Origin of the sequence: Candidatus Pseudothioglobus sp. Uisw_041 (genome assembly GCF_048087625.1) — a bacterium.
Taxonomy (GTDB): domain Bacteria; phylum Pseudomonadota; class Gammaproteobacteria; order PS1; family Pseudothioglobaceae; genus Pseudothioglobus.
On sequence record NZ_CP159805.1, the window covers coordinates 1,243,486 to 1,263,366 of the forward strand.

The following is a 19,881-nucleotide window of genomic DNA, read 5'->3' on the forward strand; positions in this document are numbered from 1 at the left end:
ATAATGAAGCCTTTTGCTGACATGAATAATGATAATTATTACTTGGTAATGCCAGCTAGTGGCATGGGGAAGAGGATGAAATCTGAAACCCCAAAACAATACCTCAAGCTTAGTAATGGCCTAACTATAATAGATCAATGCCTTAAAACACTTCTAAAGGTTGACGTAATTTCGGGCTTTGTCATTGCTCTTTCTGAAAAAGACACTTTATTTAAATCTTCAATCTATTTTAACCACTCAAAAATGTTAGCAAGTGCCAAGGGAGGGAAGGAAAGATTTAATTCTGTTCTAAATGCATTAAATTCACTAGCAAAGATTGCAAAACCTAATGACTGGATTTTAGTGCATGATTCAGTTCGCCCTTGTGTTAAAAAAATAGACATTGAAATGTTGATTAATGAGTTATCAAATCATCAAACTGGTGGTATTTTAGCTACCGGTGTTGTCGATACAATTAAACAAGTTGCCATTAATGGAAAAGTGTCTACAATTGATCGAAGCAAACTTTTTAAGGCTCAAACCCCTCAAATGTTTAGGTATGGAGTCTTAAAAGATGCATTGGAAAATGCAGTAAAACTTAATCATAATATTACAGATGAGTCTGAAGCAATAGAAAACCTAGGTTATTCAATTAAAATTGTTGTTGGCTCTTCAAGTAATATTAAAATTACTCAAATAGATGACCTTGAGCAAGCGAACCACTACCTTCAGTAAATTATGACTATAAAAACAGGCATAGGACAAGACTCTCATGCATTCGAAAAAAAACCTGGAAAGCCTTTAATACTATCAGGCATCAAATTTGATCACTCTTTTGGCTTAAAAGGCAATAGTGATGCAGATGTTGTCTTTCATTCAATCACTAATGCTATATCAAGCATTACTGGTAAAAATATTTTAGGGACAGTAGCGGACAAACTTGTGCAACAAGGAGAAAAGGACAGTAGTAAATACCTTCAACTTGCACTTGATGATTTGCATGAATGGAAAATAAATCATATAGCAATATCAGTAGAATGCTTAAACCCAAAAATATCACCAAAAATTGATCTTATGAAACAAAAAATTTCTACTATCTGCAAAATAAAAATTGCTGATGTAGGCATAACTGCAACTTCAGGTGAAGGGTTGACCGCCTTTGGAAGAGGCGAAGGAATTCAAGCAATAACCATCATAACCGTTAGCAAATCATGACTCTAATAGATAACCCCACACGCTCAAAAATTAAAAAAATACACTTCATAGGAATAGGCGGCTCTGGGATGAGCGGTATTGCAGAAGTTCTTGCTAACTTAGGTTACGAAATATCTGGATCAGACATTCAGTCCAATCAAGCAACAAAAAAACTTGAAGAAATAGGCTGTAATATTAGCTATTCGCAAAAAGCTGAAAATGTTAAAGGCAAACAGGCAGTAGTTGTGTCTTCCGCAATCAATAAAAATAACCCTGAACTTCAAGAAGCTAGGCAGCAAAAACTATTAATTGTTCCAAGAGCTGAAATGCTGGGAGAGCTTATGCGCTTTCGCTTTGGAATAGCAATTTCAGGAACTCATGGCAAAACAACTACAACCAGCCTGATTGTTCACATAATGACTGAAGCAAAGCTTGACCCAACTTACATTATTGGGGGCATTATAAATGCAACCGGTATGAACGCCAAACTAGGAAAAAGTGATTATTTAATTGCCGAAGCAGATGAAAGCGATGCATCTTTTCTTCACCTTCAGCCCATGTTGAGTGTTATTACTAACATTGATGAAGACCACATGAGTACTTATAATCATAGCTATGACAACCTAACTGATGCCTTTATAAGCTTTACATCAAATCTGCCTTTCTATGGAGTTTGTGTTGCTTGTATTGATGATGGCGGAGTTAAGGACATCCTTAAAAAAATTCATAGGCCAGTTTTGAGTTATGGCTTCAGTGATGATGCAGATGTCCAGGCATCAAACGTTAAACAGAATGAAATGAAAATGTCATTTGATGTTAACTGTAAAAAATATCAAAAAAAATTTCCTGTGTCACTTAATTTAATAGGAAGGCATAATATCTTAAATTCTCTTGCTGCAATTAGTGTTGCAATTGAACTAGAAATAGAGCTTAAGGTAATACAGAAAGCATTGTCTCATTTTAGTGGAGTATCAAGAAGGCTTGATTACCACCAGAATTTAACTGTAAATACTTCTCTTATTCCACTCTTTGATGATTATGGACATCATCCCAATGAAATCACTGAGGTTGTAAGTACTTTAAGAAATACCTATCCAGATAAAAGGCTTGTGGTTATTTTTCAGCCTCATAGATATTCACGAACTAGAGACCTATTCAATGATTTTGTGAGCTGCCTATCTAAAGTAGATGTATTAGTTTTACTTAATATATATTCAGCCAATGAGTCGCCAATTAATACAATTAGCTCATCAACCCTTGCCGACTCGATAAGAAGAAGAAGTTCAATCGATCCAATCGTAGTTAAAGATATTGATGAAATAATTGAAATAATTCCAAATATAGTTACTGAAAATGATGTAATTCTTACTCTTGGAGCTGGTGATGTCAATAAAATCCCACACCAGTTAAAAGATCATTTTCATGAATAAAAGATAATGCTCAAGTTTAATGAACCAATGTCAAAACACTGTTCTTTAAGATCAGGAGGAATATCTAGTGAATTTCTTAAGCCTGAAGATGTTAATGAGCTCTCTAATTTTTTAAAAATCAATACAAAGCCTGTTTTAATGGTTGGGCTAGGAAGTAACCTATTGATCCGTGATAGAGGATTTAATGGCGTAACAATTAATACAAAAAATCTCAAAGATATTTCTATTTCAAATGGATTAATCGAGTCAGGAGCAGGAACCTCTCTCGCAAAATTATCAAGATTTTCTCAAGCAAATTTAAAATTTGGAGCTGAATTCCTTAGTGCTATTCCTGGAAGTGTAGGCGGCGCATTAGCGATGAATGCAGGTGCATTTGGCTCTGAGATATGGCAATATGTCCATTCAGTCAAAACCATTAATTTATCTGGAGAGATCCAAGAAAGATTTCCCAAAGATTATAAAATTTCTTATCGATCTACTCTTCATAAATTTAGTGACGAAGTTTTTATTAGTGCTATTTTTGACTTTAATTTAAAGCAGCCCAATGACAATGTTCGGGACTTGCTTCATAAAAGAAACTCGACACAACCAATCGGTTTAGCAAGCTGTGGGAGTGTTTTTAAAAATCCTAAAGATCATTATGCAGCTAAATTAATTGAGTCAACTGGCCTTAAAGGATTTTGTATTGGAGGAGCCTGTGTTTCAGAAATGCACGCAAACTATATTATTAATCAGAATAATGCAAGTGCTTCAGATATTGAAAATTTAATTACTCATATTCAAAGTGTAATAAAGAATAAACATAATATTGAACTTGAAACTGAAATAATAATCATATGATTGCTGTATTAATGGGAGGCTACTCAGCTGAGAGAGAAATATCACTTCTTAGTGGCCATGCTGTTTATGAAGCTCTTCTTAAAAGTAATGTGGATTGTTTCTCATTTGATCTCACCCATGAAAATCTTGAAAGTCTTTGGGAAAAAGAATTTGATAAAGCGTTTATTGTCTTACATGGCAGGGGCGGTGAAGATGGCTACATTCAATCCCAACTTATAAAAAAAGGTATCCCGTTTACAGGATCTAATGCTATTGCATCAAATCTATGCATGAATAAAGCTACTACTAAAGACTTATGGAGTAATCATAGCCTTCCCCTATCTCCCTCAATCGTGGCTATAAAAGGGCAGAATTTAGATTCAATAAATTTTCCTCTTCCATGGGCTGTAAAGCCAACTTTGGAAGGCTCTAGTATTGGTATTACAAAGGTTAAAAATCAGAATGAACTTGATGAAGCACTTAAAGCAGCATGGCATTATAACGATGAAGCATTAATAGAGCAGTGGGTTGAAGGTGATGAATATACTGTTGCAATATTAAATAACAAAACGCTCCCAAGTATAAAAATTATTTCTGACCATGATATTTACGACTATCACTCAAAATACTTTAGTAATAAAACCGAATATCTTTGTCCGTCAGGTTTAACTATAGCGCAAGAAAAAAATATTCAAATGATAGCTTTAAAGGCCTTTAATTTAACTGGCGCATCTGGCTGGGGTAGGGTTGACTTTATTCTTGATAAAAATATGAAGCCATACTTATTAGAAATAAATACAGTGCCGGGTATGACATCTCACTCACTTGTTCCAATTGCAGCTAAAGCCTCCAATATAAGTTTTGAAGAATTAGTAATCAAAATCCTTAATGGCTAGAGAAAGAAAAAATTACGTAAAGAAACCAAAAAAACCTTTTAAGTATTTTTTAAACAAAATATTTAAATTAGTTTTCTATATACTTTTTGCGCTTTCAATTGCCTTCTTGATATATCTTGTTGAAAAATCAACCCTACTCAAACCAAATATTTCATGGGAAATAAAGGGAGAATTGCAAGCCCAAGCTTATGAATATGATGAATTAATTAAACCTCTTCTTGTCAATAAATATTTACTTAATCTCTCTCAAATTAAAAATAAACTAGAACAGAGTCCGTGGGTTTCAAATGTAGAAGTTGAAAGAATATTTTGGAATAGGATTAGAATATCATTAGAAAAGCATGATATTGCTATGCGATATGGAACTGAAGGTTATATATCCTCTCGAGGCATATTATTTAAACCAAACTTAACAATTAACTCTGGAAAACCAATTGGAATAGTATCTGAATCAGAGGTTCAACAATTTTATTTTGACTTTACTATGTACCAGTCAATCCTTGAGCCGGTTAAAATTTCTCTTTTTGAAAGGACTTCCATTGATGAATTAACATTAGATAACAATATAAAGGTTATTTTAGGATATCAAAAACAAAATGAACGCCTAGAGTTATTTATCAAATCTTTTGAAAAACTAAAGAAGTATAAAAAAATTAGAACAAGAGGAATTTTTGATATGAGATACCCTAATGGCTTTGCGTTGAGCTATTCGCCATTATGACTTTGTAGCACAATGCTATGCTAATTGAAGTCCAGTAGAGTGAGATAAAACTAAAGAGAGAATCTAGATAGCTATTTTCAATTAGGCCTATCAACGAAATTAAAATAAATGGGCCTATAAAGTTGATTAAAAAAATGTTTAGGCGAGCCTGCCATGTCACTTCTATTCTCTTGTAGGGCACATCGTTTGCTATTGATACTAAATTAAGTGTTAATGGGATAAGTAAAAGATAAAACGGTAGCAAATAAATTGAAGAAAGTGTTACTGCTTGGCCAATGCCTAAAAGAATCACCAAAAGAAAGAAGCGGCCAAACCTTAGGCTAGGCAAAACAAAACCAAATCGATTTATAGAATTACCCCCTAGAATTACAACTCTATATATATTTATTAATATTGCCATTGAGGCATAAATAAACATTAGGAAATAAGTTATATGAAAACTAATATTTTCTGGCACTTCACTTCCAGGCTTTAGCATAGATAATAAATGCACCAGCTCAGGCAAGAATGGAAGAGCTAAAAGTATTGGGAAAATACTGGCCTCAAGTAACTTCTTCCAATTAGAAAAAGCAAATGCTAAGGTTGCTAAAATAGTTTTTTGTATCGGGATATTTGTCATGATAAGTTTGAGTTAACCACGTTAATAGTAATAGTTAATTTATCGCCTGGTTGTAATATATATTCTTCATTCAAATCATTCCAAGATCTAATTTCTGCAATTTTAACATTATACTTTTGGGCAATCCTTGATAGGTTATCGCCCTCCTTTACCGTGTAAAAAATATCTCTATTAATATCAATTCCAGTATTCGTTATTTTAGCCAACTCTGTCTTGTTTTTGTTATCCCTTAAGATAACTAATTCTTTTCCAATAGACAAATAGTCCGAGGGGCTAATTTGATTCCACCTTACAAGATTATTAATTGTGGTACCAAACTTAATAGAAATTTTCCATAGGCTATCTCCAGCAACAACCGTATAGATAATTTTTTCTGAATTTTTTTGAATATTTAATCTACTTTTTTCCCGTTGATTATCTGATAAAGAGTAGTAGTTCTCTGATTTTTGAGCTAAAGGGACAATTAAATACTTATCAGTCCTTATGGCATCATTATCAAGCTCATTAACGCTCATTATTTGACCGATTGTTGTATTGTAATTTTGTGCAATAAGGCTAAGACTATCGCCTTGCTTAATCTTATAACGAGTCCAACTAATTTTTGGTCTTTGGTCTTGCTTAGATAAATTGTCATTAAAGCTATAAATAACCTCTTCTGGAAGCAGCATTATGTATGGCAGGGATTCAGGAGTTGCCCAGCGTTTTAATCCAGGGTTGTAGTTATAAATCTGATCAATACTTAAGCCAGTCCACTGAGAAATAAGCGCTAAATCAAACTGTGAATCTAGTTCGACTTCATTTAAGAAGGGCTTATTATCGATCTCAAGCAGTTTTTGATTATAGCGAGAAGGATTTTTAATTACCTGACTAAGCGCTAGGAGCTTAGGAACATACTTCTCAGTCTCCTGAGGTAAATCTAGGCTCCAAAAATCTGTCTTTTTTCCAAGCTTAATATTTGTATCAATTGCTCTTTGAATTCTTCCAGGGCCTGCATTATAAGCAGCAATAGATAGAAGCCAATCTCCTTTAAACATTTTATTTAGATCATTTAAATAATTAGCAGCGGCTTTAGTTGAGGCAAGCACATCCCTTCTATCTGCATGCCACCAGTCTTCTTCTAGTCCATACATTCTCCCAGTAGAAGGTATAAATTGCCACAACCCTGCTGCCGTTCCATGAGAATATGAAAATGGATAGTAATCAGATTCAACAATAGGCAGCAAAGCAATTTCAATTGGAACGTTTTGCTTTTCTAGTTCAGAGACAACAAGATATAAAAAAGGCTCTGCTCTTTTTGAAATTAAAGATAGATACTCTGGATGATTACTTATCCAATCAATACGACTTTGAACTCTTGAATTAGAAACACTTTCAATACCCTGACGATTGGCAATAACTTGCCATAAATCATCCTCTTGAGAGTATTGAATAGTATTGACTGACTTACCCTTGGGGCTGGCTAAAGTTTGATTTTTATCAATGATCGATTGACAGCCAGAAAGAATCAAAAAGATTAATAAAAGAGCAGATCTCACTTCTACTTCTTACTTGAGCATTCGGGTGAATTAGGTGCAATCTGACGTTTTTTCCACTCTTGAGGGCTGTAGGTATGCATTGCCAAAGCATGAATATGCTTTAACTCTTCGGCAAAAAGCTTATTAATGAAACGGTGACGATCAATAAGCTTCATTTCATCAAAGGTTGGACTTACGACTACAATTTTAAAGTGCGACTCAGTAGCTGGTCCTGAATGCTGACTAGACTCATTACTAACTTCGCAATACTCTGGACTCAAAGCTAAATCAAGTTGATTTTTTAAATGATTTTCCATACTAGGCATCGTCATTACTCACATTTGCGTATTCAAAAGAATCAGAAAAGAAATTCTCTTTAACTAGTTGATGTTCAAGACAGCTTTTAGCTGCTGCATTAACCATTACAGGTGGGCCACAAGCATAAACCTCGAATCCTGTTAAGTCTTCAAAATCTTTAATAACTGAGTCATGAACATAGCCTTTATTTCCATCCCAAGACTCATTTGCTTCCGATAATACTGGAATAAAAGAGATGTTGGTATATTTTTCACTCCATTCAGATGGAAGGTTCGAGTACAAATCGACTTCATTTCTTACCCCCCAATATAAATAAACCTTCCTTTGAGACCCTATATTAATAAGGTGCTCTATTATTGCCTTAACTGGGCCAAAACCAGTTCCTCCAGCAATAAAAATGATTGGGCATTCGCTTTCTTCTCTTAGAAAAAAACTTCCTTTGGGGCCTTCAATTCTTAAAATTGATTTAGGGGTTAACGAATTAAAGATGAAGTTAGTGAGCTTTCCATCATCAACCAATCGAATATGGAGCTCAATCAGATTTGAGTTAGTTGGCGCATTGGCTATAGAGTAATATCTTGAGTCAAAATCTGAATGCTCTAAGTCGAGGTACTGCCCTGCTAAATACTGCAAAGATTGAGCGCCAGGTATCTTTAATATTAGCTGGATTACATCATGATTCAAATGATTAATTTGCTCTACTCGGCACGGCATACTGCGAACTTCAATAGCTGCCAGAGAGTCAAGCTCATCAACTGCAATATATAAATCACTCTTTGCTTTACACTGACAAAGCAATGCCATATTTGAATCAATGTCATCAGCGCTTAGAACTGATGGGATTTCACCAGCATAATCAATCTCTCCATTAAGGATAACTGCTTTACACTGACCACAAAAACCATTTTGACAGCCGTATGGAAAATTAAAGCCGTTTGAAAGCGCTCCATCTAGAACAGATTCTTCATCTCCGCACTTGAATGATTTACCACTAACTTGATTTAAAACCGTAAACATAGTTTTTGGAGATAAAAAATATAAAGGTGCCATTATAATGTAGGTCTTATAGTTATGAACTTACTATTATTATGGCAATTGAGCCAATAAATTTTGTAGTTTTTTTGATGGGACCAACAGCCTCTGGAAAGACTGAGTTAGCTATAGAAATTAGTAAGGACATTAACTCAAAATTAATAAGTGTCGACTCTGCCTTGATCTACCGGGGTATGGATATTGGCACAGCAAAGCCTAGCAAGGAAATTCTTACAGTCCATCCACATGAATTAGTTGATATTTGTGAGCCTGAAGATAGCTTTTCTGTCACTGAATTTATATCACTGGCAAAAGAACACATTAAATCGGCTCTAGCAGAAGGTAAATTACCTATTCTGGTTGGTGGCACTTCTTTCTACTTTAACGCTTTAGAGCATGGTTTATCAAAACTTCCTTCATCAACTGATGAGTCTCGAAAGCATTTTAATGAACTTTTAAAAAGTGAAGGCAGTGTAAAACTTCATTCAAAATTAGCAGAAATTGATCCTAAGTCTGCAGCGCGCATCCATTCAAATGACTCGCAAAGAGTAACCAGAGCACTTGAGGTTTTTCATCTCTCTGGAGAAACACTAAGCAAGCTTCAAGGCAAAAAAAATCAGAATAAGCTCGATCTTAGTATTAAAAAAATTGTACTCATGCCTGATAGAGCTATACTTCATCAAAGAATTGAGCAGCGCTTTATAAAAATGATTAAAGATGGATTTCTTAATGAGGTTGAAAACCTTAGAAAAAATAAAAAACTCAACCTAGATCTAGCCTCTATGAGATGCGTTGGTTATAGGCAAGCATGGAATTATTTTGAAGGGAACTATAGCAAACAAGAAATGATTGAAAAAGCAATCATCGCGACTAGGCAATTATGTAAACGTCAATGCACATGGTTAAGGGACGAAGATAAAGCCCTAACATTAAATCAAATAGAAGTTGAAAAAGTACTTAAATTTCTTCAATAAGTTGAAATTTTAATTAAGAAAAAATAATAACAAATATTTATCGAGTCTTGTCGTTTTTATTAAGCTCTTCCATTGTGTGAAGCATTGTTCTTAAACTATCTATTGAAGTTTCAAATTCATCACTTGTTAAGTTGGATACCGCATTATCTTCAATCTCACGAAATTTAGGAAAAACTTCTGCCATAAGATCTTCTCCAGTTTTAGTAATATGAACAACAACTCGTCTAGCATCTTTAGAATGAGGAACTCTTATACAATATCCATACTTTTCAATAAACAAGAAACGGTTGTTTTAAGAGTTTAGAAGATATGATAATTGGTGGAGATGGGGGGGATTGAACTCTCTACTCAAAATAAACTCTTATTTTCTTCAAGAACGAAGCGCTTAAAAGTCTCTCCACGCTCATTAAAATTGTTAAACATATCAAAGCTTGCACACCCCGGTGAAAGTAATACTGCGCCACCTTCTGCCATTGAAGTTGCCATTGATGCCGCCTTTTTCATTGATTTAACAACTTCCACATGAGGAGCAGTAATTTGCTTTGAAAAATCACTACTGCACTCACCAATTAAAACAACTGCATTAACTTTTTCATTTATTAATTTAAAAAGCTCTGAATAATCCTCTTTTTTTGATATTCCACCAGCAATTAAGGTCAAGTTATTATATTTTTCAAAAAGAGCATTAATAGCAGTTATGGTAGAAATTGCGTTGGTTGATTTTGAATCGTTGTAGTAATCTATATTGTTTATTGTTGAAACAAATTCCAATCTATGCTCCAATCCTTTAAAGTCAATTGCAGCCTGAGTCATTACTTTTAAGGATAATCCAAAACGATAGCCCAACGTTAAGGCCGCCAATAGATTTTCTATATTATGTCTTCCAACAACCTTCAAGTCATCACTTGTAATTAGACGATTGCCTTTATGAAAAACTTCATAGGTGTTACCATTTTGCTTAGCGATAAAGTCACATCTTAAGTTACTTGATTCAATTCCATAGTAGTTATCTCCATCTACGCCATTAGCCAAATCTACATCTAGATTTACAGTAGAGAATTGGCAATACTTGTATATAGAAAGCTTAGAGGAAATATAATCACTAAAGCTAGAGTACCTATCAAGGTGATCAGGAGTTATATTCGTAATCACGCCAGTTAATAAAGAAAGCTTATTTGTATAATCTAATTGATAACTTGAAAGCTCAACAACATAGAGTTCAGCTTCATCACTTAGACTGTCCATTACAGGCTTGCCAATATTGCCACAAATAACAGCATTTTTCCCATCAGCAATTGCCATCTCACCTAATAATTGAGTTACGGTTGATTTTCCATTTGAGCCCGTAATACCAATAATTGGTGCCTTTGTATAACGTCCAAATAACTCAATATCACTAATAATAGGAATACTTTGTTGCCGAGACCAGTCAACAATTGACTCAGTTTCTGAGATTCCAGGACTAATTATTATTTCTGTAACGCTTTCTAAAAGTGACTTACTCCATTCACCAAAGTGGCTATCTGAAAGTACACTCTCCTTCTCTGCTATGTCAAGCATAGGTGGCTCTTGACGAGAATCTGCAATGCGAAATGAGATATCTTTTTTAAAGAAAAAACGGGCTACAGAAAGTCCTGTAATACCTAACCCTAAAATAAGTTTCATTAAAACCTTGTGTTTTCGACCAAAATTGACTATATTTTACACTTTTACTTCACTATTTTATTATGCCTACAAATGTTCAAACAACTTCAAGCGCGATTGTAATAAATCGTACGTTAAGAAACACTTATCAGCTTTTGTCTGCTACGCTTCTTTTTAGCGGTTTAATGGCTTACTTATCAATGTACCTTAGACTGCCTTACTTCGGACTTTTAATAACGCTTGGTGGCTATTTTGGTCTCTTATTTTTGGTAGCAAAGCTTAGAAATTCGGCTTTTGGAATCCTCGCAGTCTTTGCACTAACTGGCTTCATGGGTTTAACTCTTGGGCCAATTGTTGGAGCCTACACAACGGCTTTCTCAAATGGGGCAGAGCTTGTTGGAATGGCAATGACAGGAACTGCGGTTATCTTTTTATCGCTTTCTTTCTATGCCATTACATCTCAAAAAGACTTTAGCTTTATGTCCGGCTTCCTAACTGCTGGAATAGTAGTTGCATTTTTAGCTGGTATAGCGGCGTACTTTTTTCAAATGCCTGCTTTATCTCTTGCAGTTTCATCTGCATTCATTTTATTAATGAGTGGTCTTATTTTGTATGAAACAAGTAATATAATTCATGGCGGAGAAACCAATTACATCATGGCAACGGTTACTCTATACATTTCTATTTACAATCTATTCTTAAGCCTTCTTCACCTATTAGGTGTGTTTTCTGGCGATGATTAGTGATAGATAGCGATGGATATCGCGCAAATGTTGGCATTGTAATTACCAATGAAAAAAAGCAAATACTTCTAGCAAAGCGCTTTAAACAAGATGCATGGCAACTTCCTCAGGGTGGAATTGATACCGATGAAACTGAGTTAGATGCTCTCTATAGAGAGCTTGAGGAAGAGGTTGGTCTTAATCCAGGCCATGTAACTCTTTTAGCTAAAACTCCTAAATGGCTTCGTTATGATCTGCCTGTAGAGCACATAAGGCGTCGCCAAAAACCCACCTGCATTGGTCAGAAACAGGTTTGGTTCCTATTAAAGCTTAAATCTGGTGATGACAATATTACTCTTGATTCACACCATGATATTGAGTTTGATGACTGGAAGTGGGTTGATTACTGGAAACCAGTTGATGAAGTGATTGACTTTAAAAGAGCGGTCTATGAAGACATGTTAAAAGCACTTGCGCCAATCCTTTTTGAAAATGAACACAGCATTCCGATAAAACTTTCTCGGCCTCTGCAGTTTACTGCCATCAAGCTTTATTAAGGTAAGTTTTTCTTTATAATCTCGACCGGTGTCATTATGTGGGCCTCTATAAGCTTTTGAGCAGGTATGGAATCTCTTTCAAGCACCAATACCATTAGCGCAACATGCTCGTTCTGATTTGCTTGCAGTCTTTCATAGTTAGTAACGTTTTCTTGAAGCCAAAGATTTCGGTATCGGGTAGATTTTTCATAAAGTGATTGCCTTATCTGAAAAAGTCTTGGGGAATTACAACCAGAAACTAATGCCTCATGAAATGAAAAATGTCGATTTTGCCATTCATCCATATCAATATTTTCAGATTTACTATATTTAGCTAATAAATGAGAAGCTGCAATTATTTTTGACTCCCAAAAATCACCACCTTTTTTTATAGCCATATCAAGACATAAGCCCTCTATTTTTGATCTTGCCTGATAAATGTCAGTTAAATCATCAATAGATATATTACTAACATAAAAGCCTTTTTGGTTTTCAGAAACAACTAAATCTTTGGCAATTAGTTGCGATAGTGCTTCTCTTATTGGACTTGTTCCAACTTTATAGCGATCTTTTAAAGTTTTAATTTGTAATTTTTCCCCAGGTGGGAACACGCCCTGAATAATATCACTAGTTAACGCATCAAGAATTTTAGAAGCTGTATTTTGCTTTGAAGTATCCATTCACTATTTTTTTATGTAATTTAAAGTTAGATAATTTACAATTTAACCACAGTATAGCTTGAATTATTTAAAAATGTAGTTATAATTTAATAATGTCGACATTATTGAAAAATACTTAATATATTACTATGAACTCAAAAAATACTTTAAATGTTGGTTTTGAATTGAGCCAACACAAAAATAACTCAAGAGTTCAGGTCCTTAAGCTGTCAAAAAATACTGTAGAAAAATTTTCTAAGAAAATAGTTGATCATAATGTTCAATCAATTGAATATAAACCGTTTTTAAGGTTTTATCTTGCTGATTGTCTAAACAAGCTAACTGATGATACTTTAGGTAAATTTCTATTAAAAACTCTTAAGAATCGATCAACAGGAGCAATATTACTGGAATGTGAGCTATTAAATAACTCAACGATTAATGGAATAGAGTTTATAGATTTCAATGTTCTACTTTCTACGGCAATTTCTCATCTTATCGGCATTCCAAATCTTGATTCAATGTCTGGCAAGTTTTATGCCAGATTTAGTGTTAAAAATGAAGATAATAGTGACAGCTATCTCCGTCAAGCTCATCGCAGAATGGAACTCCACAATGATGGGACTTATGTTGAAGAGACTACTGACTGGGTAATCATGCAAAAAATACTTGAAGTTGATGTCGAAGGTGGTGATTCACTTCTACTTCATGTTGATGACTGGAAGGATTTGGACAAATTTTATCATCATTCATTAGCAAAAGAAAATCTTCAATGGGGGTCGCCCTCTAGTAAAAATATTACTTATAAAACGTCTCATCCAATTTTTTTAGAGGAGATGAGTGATGGAAAGCCAATTATGTCTTTTATTGATCAATTCGTTGAACCTTTGAATATTGAGCAAGGGCTTTATTTGTATGAAATGGGAGAGTCACTTGAAAAAGAGACGAATACTTCAAATATAAAATTACCCGAAGGCAGTATGCTTATTATTAATAATTATTGCTGGCTTCATGGAAGAGACAAGTTTATAGCCAAAAAGAACCTTCATAGAGAACTTCTTCGTCAAAGAGGTGTTTTTGCTGAAAATACTGGCGATAATGATAAATAATTTATTCCATATACACTTGTATAAATGAAGACGGATCTAATGTTCGACTATGTAGTTTTAGGAGGAGGTATTGTTGGCGTATCGACGGCACTTTCGCTTATTACAAAACACCCTGATAAACGCATCCTGCTTGTTGAAAAAGAGGAATCTTTCGCTCAACACCAAACGGGTCACAATAGTGGCGTCATTCATGCTGGTGTTTACTATGAACCTGGCAGCTTAAAGGCAAAATTTTGCAGAGAAGGATTAACAGAAACAGTCAAATTCTGCTTGCTTCATAAAATCCCATATCAGCAATGTGGTAAGCTATTAGTAGCAACTAATGACACAGAATTGAAGCGGATGAAAGAGCTTTATGAGCGGTGCAAATCGAATGATATTGAAGTTGAAATTTTAAACGAAAAAACATTAAATGAAATTGAACCAAACATCTCTGGTATTGGTGCGCTTTTAGTCAAGTCAACTGGAATCGTTAACTATAAATTAATTACAAAGAAAATGTCAGAGCAATTTGAGTCATTAGGCGGCATGTTTCTTCTTAACACTAAAATAATTAATCTTAAAGAAGACGAAGATAAAATTCAAATAATAACTTCGAATGAAACATTCAGCTCAAGATATCTTGTTTGCTGCGCTGGGCTAATGGCTGATCGAATAGCAAAACTACTTAAAATTAAAATTAACTTTCAAATTGTTCCATTTAGAGGAGAATACTTCAAGCTTCCTGAAAAACATAAAAATCTCGTTAAGCATTTGATCTACCCAATACCTGATCCAACTCTCCCCTTCCTAGGAGTTCACTTAACCAAAATGATTGATGGAAGCATAACAGTTGGGCCAAATGCGGTTCTTGGATTTAAGCGTGAGGGTTATAGTCAGTTTAATTTCAGCCTAAAGGACACCCTTCAGTTATTATCATTCAAAGGGTTTCATAAAGTACTTATGAGAAACTTTAAATCGGGCTTATATGAAATGAAAAATTCAATCTTTAAGAGAGGTTATTTAAAGGAGGTGCAAAAATATAGCCCCTCAGTAAAACTTAACGATCTCCAGCCATACCCTGCAGGAATTAGAGCACAAGCAGTTTTGGATGATGGCACACTTGTGCATGACTTTTTATTTGCTGAGAGCAGGCGATCAATCCATGTATGTAATGCACCATCTCCTGCAGCAACTTCAGCTATACCAATTGGAAAATATATTACGGATAAAGCGACTGAGGCTTATAACAAACTAACTTAATTTAAAAAACTGCCTTATAGTCTCAGCAAACTGCGCTGATTGAACGCTTTCAGGCTTCGCTTTAAGCTTAATTAAAGCAGGGTCTACAAATTCTTTTGGGATTGTTATATCTCTTCGAGCAGCTAGAAGGTCCTTTGTGAAATCAACCAAAAATTCGGGATGCGCTTGCATTGTAAGAACTTTATCTTTGATATAAAAACCAGCATTTTCACAAAAATCAGATTTTGCATAAACAGTAGCGCCGACTGGTGCTTGAAGGACTTGGTCTTGATGACAAATATTTAAGGTCACCTCTTCCAACAAGTTGCTCATGTAACCTGTTTTATTGTTAATTTGGTAAGTATGAAGCCCCAAACCCCATCCTTTTATTGACTTTTCAACATGACCTCCAAGCGCCTGGGCAATTAGCTGGTGCCCAAAACATACTCCAAAGATTGGAAGGCTGTCCTTATAGATATTTTTAATCAGATCACTGACTACTGGTATCCAAGAGTGCTCCTCATAAACGCCGTGCGGAGAGCCGGTAACAATCCATCCATCACACTCAAGGTGATCTTTTGGAAATACTGAATCAAGAATATTAAATGTTTTAAACTCAAACACCTTCTCTTCAGAATTAATAAGCGCAATAAGCATTTCTGCATAAGTACCATACTCTTGAACCAAATCTGCTGAAGCCCTTCCAACTAATAATATTCCAATTTTCATCATATTCTTAAGAAATTAAATTTTTAATTTTTTCATTTTTTGCTTTGCTCTAATGACGAGATAATCATGCGCAATAGTCGCTGCAATAATTGCTGTAATCTCAGCATGATCATAAACTGGAGCCACTTCAACAACATCTGCGCCAATAAAATTTAAGCTATCTAAGCCCCTAATAATTCCTAAGGCCTGGGCAGAAGTTAAACCTCCCGAGACTGGTGTTCCAGTTCCAGGTGCATAGGCTGGGTCAAGACCATCAATATCAAACGTAAGGTATGCAGGGCGATCTTTAACGACTTCAATTATTTTTTTAATTACTTTATTTACGCCATTCTCATGAACCCACGGCGCATCAAGAATAGTCACCCCCTTGGTATTGCTATTATGAGTTCTTATTCCAACTTGTATGGAGTGCTCGGTATCAATTAAATTCTCTTTGATGGCTCTTGAAAACATCGTGCCATGGTCAAGCCTTCCATCTTCATCGGGCCAAGAATCTGTATGCGCATCAAAATGAACAAGCGCAATTGGTCCATGCTTTGCAGCGTGTGCCCTTAAAAGTGGATAGGTTACAAAATGATCACCCCCAAAAGTGAGCATCTCTGCTCCAGAGTCTAATATAGTTTTAGCATGGGCTTCGATTTGAGCAACCACATTTCCATGAAAACCATAATCCAATTCGCAGTCTCCATAATCCGTTACCGCTAATGTTTTGAAGGGGTCTATTCCATCTGGAAATGCTAATAATTCTGCAAGCTGAACTGAGGCTTCTCTAATTGCTTTAGGGCCAAATCTTGCACCAGGTCGAAAGCTCGTTGCAGCGTCAAATGGAATCCCACTTACAGCAATATCAACGCCCTTTAGATTCTTTGTATACTTGCGCCTTAAAAAACTAAGAGCGCCGCCATAGGTCATTTCATTGTCTCTGCCATAGAGAGTCTTTTTAGTGAAAGCTTGATCAGTCTTTATTTCTTCAAAGTCATCAGTACTCATTAATTTTTCCTATATGTTGAAAAACTAGCTTCATATTATAATCGGTCCATTAGCGAATAATATAGCATGCCGAGTTTCATACTTGGATTTCGCAAAAACCTTCCACCAGGAAAACTTTGCCTTGGAATCTTTGCCATAATATCAAAAGTCTCACCATTTCCAGTAATTTTCTCAGAAACTAATTTTCCAGAGTAGCTAGCAAGAGCAACACCTTGACCAGAATAGCCCTGGGCAGATATAACTTTTTCATTATGAAGAGTTGTAAAGAATGGCAGGCGATTCATTGTTATCGCAAGCTTTCCTCCCCAAGCGTAATCGATTTTTACGCCCTTTAAAAATGGATAAATTTTCTCTAAAGGCTTAGTAACTATGGGAATAATATTATTTGAAAGTTCTTGAGAATAATTCTCGCCACCGCCAAAAAGTAAGCGCTTATCAGCACTCATTCTAAAATAGTTGATTACAAATCTTGAGTCAGCAAAGGCAATGTCTTTTGGGTTTATCTTTTGAACCGTTTCATCGTCAAGCGGCTTAGTTGCAACAATATAGTTATTCATTGGCAGTATTTTTGATGTTAAGCTTTTTTCAAAATTACCAAGGTAACCATTACAAGCCAGAACAACTCGATCTGCTTTGATGGAGCCATCTTTAGTTATTACCTTAACATGGTCATCATTAACTTTATAACTTAATGCAGGAGTATTTTCAAAGATCTTTGCACCTGCAGAGATAGCAGCTTTTGCAATCCCAAGAGCATAATTAAGTGGATGACAGTGAGCCTCGCCTTCATCATAACTACCCCCATAATATGTATTTGAGCCAGTCACATCTCTCATTTCATTATCATCCAAATACTCAATGTCATGATAATCATAGTTTTCATTCATATGATCTACATATTGTTTTGACTCTTCGCAATATTTTTGCTTATGATTGGGGTGGGCAATACCTTTTTTATAATCACACTGAATTCGATATTGATCAATTAGATGTTTAGCATGATATTTTGATTTCTCGCCAATCTCCCATAAAACTTTAGCATAATCAACTCCTAACGTTTTTTCTAGATAGAACTGGTCTCTTCTCATGCCACCAGACACTTGGCCTCCATTAGCACCAGAGGCTCCAGATGCCAGCTTGTTGGATTCAAGCAGGAGAACGTTTACTCCTTCTTTTGCCAAATAAAGAGCGGTCGATAGACCCGTGTAGCCTCCACCAATTATGCAAACGTCAGCATGTACGTCGCCAGTAAGCTTAGGTTGATCAATCTCAATATTTCGAGATGCTAGGTAATAAGATTGCACGCAAAGATAGTATTTACTTAATTGATTTGGCAGTCAAATCAAGACACTTCCAAACCTTTTCAATTATCTCGTCAATATGCTCATTAGTACAAATTAAAGGAGGAGAAATAACCATCTTATTTTTAATTGCCCTCATTACTATGCCATTCTCATAACAAAAATCCCGACATTTTCCAACAATCTCTCCACTATTATCAAATCTCTTGCAATTTTCTTTATCTTCAACAATTTCTATTGCTGCAAGCATTCCAAGTTGTCTAGCTTCACCCACCAAGGAATGATTCTCTAAATCCTTCCACTTACTTCCCAAGTATGGGGCGGTATTATTTTTGACTTGGTGAATTATATTAGTGCTCTCCATTAATTCAAGGTTAGCTATAGCTGCTGCCATACAGGCTGGATGTCCTGAATAAGTATATCCATGATTAAACTCTTCCTTAGCTGAAGCTAATACATCGACAATATCATCATGAACAATAACACCTCCAACTGGCAGATAACCCGAAGTTACTCCCTTTGCAAATGCCATTAAATCTGGCTTAAAGTTAAAGTGTCCAGAACCAAACCATTCCCCAGTCCTTCCAAAGCCACATATTACTTCATCTGAAACTAAAAGGATATTTCTCTCTTTACAAATTCTACTAATCTCTGGCCAATAAGTTTTTGGAGGAATAATAACTCCACCTGCACCCTGAATCGGTTCCGCAATAAATGCAGCAACGCGATCTTCACCAAGCTCGTCTATCTTTTTAGCAAGGCTTTGGGCCATCTTAATTCCAAATTCATCCTCATCAATTTTTCCACCTGCCTCAACACAAGCATCATAATAGTAGGGTTGTTCTACATGTTCAATATCAGCAATTGGTAAGCCACCTTGAGCATGCATGGCGCTCATTCCGCCTAAACTGGCACCTGCCATAGTAGAGCCATGGTAAGCATTTTTTCGACTAATAATGACAGACTTAGAGGGCTTGCCTTTTGCACTCCAATAGTGTCTTGTTAATCTCACAACAGTATCATTTGCTTCAGATCCAGAACCACAAAAATAAACTTTATTCATCCCTTCTGGAGTTTTATCCGCAATCATTTCAGATAACTTAATTGCAGAAGGATGACTAGACCCAAAGAAATTATTATAGTAAACAAGTTCTTTCATTTGCTCATTCACAGCCTTAATAATTGATTGTTGACCATAGCCCATATTAACGCACCATAGGCCAGACATACTATCTAAAATCTTCTTACCATCATTGTCATAGATATAAACTCCATCTGCTCGGCTGATGATATGAGTTTCCTCAGGCTTATTGATGTAACTTAAATCACTAAAGGATTGAATTAAATGCTTGGCATTTTTTTGTTGGAGAGCTGATGTGCTTATAGTCATGGGAATTCCTCAATTAAATTATCAACTTAAAATCGCAAGAAATTGAAATTATCTTGCAACACAATTTTAAATGTTATAGTGTAA

The 19,881-nt window shown here is 35.3% G+C and carries 22 protein-coding genes; 11 read left to right on the top strand and 11 right to left on the bottom strand.

What is annotated here, in order from left to right; genetic code table 11:
• The first annotated feature begins 3 nt into the window (after positions 1 to 3).
• Genes ispD through ABXT44_RS06335 form a run of 6 tightly spaced genes read left to right on the top strand, consistent with a single transcriptional unit; the run spans position 4 to position 5,039 of the window.
• The gene (gene ispD, locus ABXT44_RS06310) at positions 4 to 714 is read left to right on the top strand and encodes a 2-C-methyl-D-erythritol 4-phosphate cytidylyltransferase (RefSeq protein ID WP_416686386.1); all 711 of its coding nucleotides are present in this window, start codon (positions 4 to 6) and stop codon (positions 712 to 714) included.
• Between the two features lie 3 nt (positions 715 to 717).
• The gene (gene ispF / locus ABXT44_RS06315) at positions 718 to 1,194 is read left to right on the top strand and encodes a 2-C-methyl-D-erythritol 2,4-cyclodiphosphate synthase (RefSeq protein ID WP_416686387.1); all 477 of its coding nucleotides are present in this window, start codon (positions 718 to 720) and stop codon (positions 1,192 to 1,194) included.
• Positions 1,191 to 2,603, top strand: a complete 1,413-nt coding sequence (murC, locus tag ABXT44_RS06320) for a UDP-N-acetylmuramate--L-alanine ligase (RefSeq protein ID WP_416686388.1) — start codon at positions 1,191 to 1,193, stop codon at positions 2,601 to 2,603. The genes ispF and murC overlap by 4 nt, the downstream gene beginning before the upstream one ends.
• Before the next feature lie 27 nt (positions 2,604 to 2,630).
• Positions 2,631 to 3,443 carry a UDP-N-acetylmuramate dehydrogenase gene (gene murB, locus ABXT44_RS06325; protein WP_416686389.1) on the top strand — a complete coding sequence of 271 codons (813 nt, stop codon included), beginning with the start codon at positions 2,631 to 2,633 and terminating at the stop codon, positions 3,441 to 3,443.
• Positions 3,440 to 4,318, top strand: a complete 879-nt coding sequence (locus ABXT44_RS06330; RefSeq protein ID WP_416686390.1) for a D-alanine--D-alanine ligase — start codon at positions 3,440 to 3,442, stop codon at positions 4,316 to 4,318. Before murB ends, ABXT44_RS06330 begins: the two co-directional genes overlap by 4 nt.
• On the top strand, positions 4,311 to 5,039 hold the full coding sequence (locus tag ABXT44_RS06335) for a cell division protein FtsQ/DivIB (RefSeq protein WP_416686391.1): 729 nt from the start codon (positions 4,311 to 4,313) through the stop codon (positions 5,037 to 5,039). The genes ABXT44_RS06330 and ABXT44_RS06335 overlap by 8 nt, the downstream gene beginning before the upstream one ends.
• Here the strand turns inward: ABXT44_RS06335 and ABXT44_RS06340 are convergent.
• The 4 genes from ABXT44_RS06340 to ABXT44_RS06355 are packed head-to-tail and all read right to left on the bottom strand — an operon-like array spanning position 5,005 to position 8,540.
• The gene (locus ABXT44_RS06340; RefSeq protein ID WP_416686392.1) at positions 5,005 to 5,658 is read right to left on the bottom strand and encodes a hypothetical protein; all 654 of its coding nucleotides are present in this window, start codon (positions 5,656 to 5,658) and stop codon (positions 5,005 to 5,007) included. The two genes, ABXT44_RS06335 and ABXT44_RS06340, sit on opposite strands and share 35 nt — an antisense overlap.
• Complete coding sequence (locus ABXT44_RS06345) at positions 5,655 to 7,193, bottom strand: LysM peptidoglycan-binding domain-containing protein (protein ID WP_416686393.1); 1,539 nt, start codon at positions 7,191 to 7,193, stop codon at positions 5,655 to 5,657. The genes ABXT44_RS06340 and ABXT44_RS06345 overlap by 4 nt, the downstream gene beginning before the upstream one ends.
• A 2-nt stretch (positions 7,194 to 7,195) precedes the next feature.
• Entirely contained in the window at positions 7,196 to 7,498 is a 303-nt protein-coding gene (locus ABXT44_RS06350) for a BolA family protein (RefSeq protein ID WP_416688455.1), read from the bottom strand.
• Positions 7,491 to 8,540, bottom strand: coding sequence for an FAD-binding oxidoreductase (locus ABXT44_RS06355; protein ID WP_416686394.1), 1,050 nt, complete (start codon positions 8,538 to 8,540; stop codon positions 7,491 to 7,493). Before ABXT44_RS06355 ends, ABXT44_RS06350 begins: the two co-directional genes overlap by 8 nt.
• A 38-nt stretch (positions 8,541 to 8,578) precedes the next feature.
• Here ABXT44_RS06355 and miaA point away from each other — a divergent pair, with 38 nt between their 5' ends.
• A complete protein-coding gene (gene miaA, locus ABXT44_RS06360; protein WP_416686395.1) occupies positions 8,579 to 9,496 on the top strand; it encodes a tRNA (adenosine(37)-N6)-dimethylallyltransferase MiaA in 918 nt (305 codons plus the stop codon).
• 37 nt (positions 9,497 to 9,533) lie between these two features.
• On the opposite strand, the gene ABXT44_RS06365 is transcribed toward miaA, so the two are convergent.
• Positions 9,534 to 9,776, bottom strand: a complete 243-nt coding sequence (locus ABXT44_RS06365) for a MarR family winged helix-turn-helix transcriptional regulator (protein ID WP_416686396.1) — start codon at positions 9,774 to 9,776, stop codon at positions 9,534 to 9,536.
• Positions 9,777 to 9,844: 68 nt separating this feature from the next.
• Positions 9,845 to 11,161 (bottom strand): UDP-N-acetylmuramoyl-L-alanine--D-glutamate ligase, encoded by a 1,317-nt coding sequence (gene murD / locus ABXT44_RS06370; protein ID WP_416686397.1) that lies wholly within the window; start codon positions 11,159 to 11,161, stop codon positions 9,845 to 9,847.
• 62 nt (positions 11,162 to 11,223) lie between these two features.
• Here murD and ABXT44_RS06375 point away from each other — a divergent pair, with 62 nt between their 5' ends.
• Complete coding sequence (locus tag ABXT44_RS06375) at positions 11,224 to 11,883, top strand: Bax inhibitor-1/YccA family protein (protein ID WP_416677448.1); 660 nt, start codon at positions 11,224 to 11,226, stop codon at positions 11,881 to 11,883.
• The gene (locus ABXT44_RS06380) at positions 11,883 to 12,419 is read left to right on the top strand and encodes an RNA pyrophosphohydrolase (protein ID WP_271556478.1); all 537 of its coding nucleotides are present in this window, start codon (positions 11,883 to 11,885) and stop codon (positions 12,417 to 12,419) included. Before ABXT44_RS06375 ends, ABXT44_RS06380 begins: the two co-directional genes overlap by 1 nt.
• Here ABXT44_RS06380 and csiR read toward each other — a convergent pair.
• A complete protein-coding gene (gene csiR, locus ABXT44_RS06385; RefSeq protein WP_416686398.1) occupies positions 12,416 to 13,078 on the bottom strand; it encodes a DNA-binding transcriptional regulator CsiR in 663 nt (220 codons plus the stop codon). The two genes, ABXT44_RS06380 and csiR, sit on opposite strands and share 4 nt — an antisense overlap.
• Positions 13,079 to 13,206: 128 nt before the next feature.
• Between csiR and glaH the strand changes: the two genes are divergently transcribed.
• Positions 13,207 to 14,166 carry a glutarate dioxygenase GlaH gene (gene glaH, locus ABXT44_RS06390; RefSeq protein WP_416686399.1) on the top strand — a complete coding sequence of 320 codons (960 nt, stop codon included), beginning with the start codon at positions 13,207 to 13,209 and terminating at the stop codon, positions 14,164 to 14,166.
• 39 nt (positions 14,167 to 14,205) lie between these two features.
• The gene (lhgO, locus tag ABXT44_RS06395) at positions 14,206 to 15,408 is read left to right on the top strand and encodes an L-2-hydroxyglutarate oxidase (protein WP_416686400.1); all 1,203 of its coding nucleotides are present in this window, start codon (positions 14,206 to 14,208) and stop codon (positions 15,406 to 15,408) included.
• On the opposite strand, the gene ABXT44_RS06400 is transcribed toward lhgO, so the two are convergent.
• From ABXT44_RS06400 to ABXT44_RS06415, 4 genes are read right to left on the bottom strand one after another with little or no spacing between them, the layout of a single operon-like run.
• Positions 15,400 to 16,119, bottom strand: a complete 720-nt coding sequence (locus ABXT44_RS06400) for a glutamine amidotransferase-related protein (protein ID WP_416686401.1) — start codon at positions 16,117 to 16,119, stop codon at positions 15,400 to 15,402. The two genes, lhgO and ABXT44_RS06400, sit on opposite strands and share 9 nt — an antisense overlap.
• Positions 16,120 to 16,131: 12 nt before the next feature.
• On the bottom strand, positions 16,132 to 17,106 hold the full coding sequence (gene speB / locus ABXT44_RS06405) for an agmatinase (RefSeq protein WP_416686402.1): 975 nt from the start codon (positions 17,104 to 17,106) through the stop codon (positions 16,132 to 16,134).
• 35 nt (positions 17,107 to 17,141) lie between these two features.
• Positions 17,142 to 18,410, bottom strand: a complete 1,269-nt coding sequence (locus ABXT44_RS06410; protein WP_416686403.1) for an NAD(P)/FAD-dependent oxidoreductase — start codon at positions 18,408 to 18,410, stop codon at positions 17,142 to 17,144.
• A gap of 13 nt (positions 18,411 to 18,423) precedes the next feature.
• Entirely contained in the window at positions 18,424 to 19,797 is a 1,374-nt protein-coding gene (locus tag ABXT44_RS06415) for an aminotransferase (RefSeq protein ID WP_416686404.1), read from the bottom strand.
• Between the last annotated feature and the right edge of the window lie 84 nt (positions 19,798 to 19,881).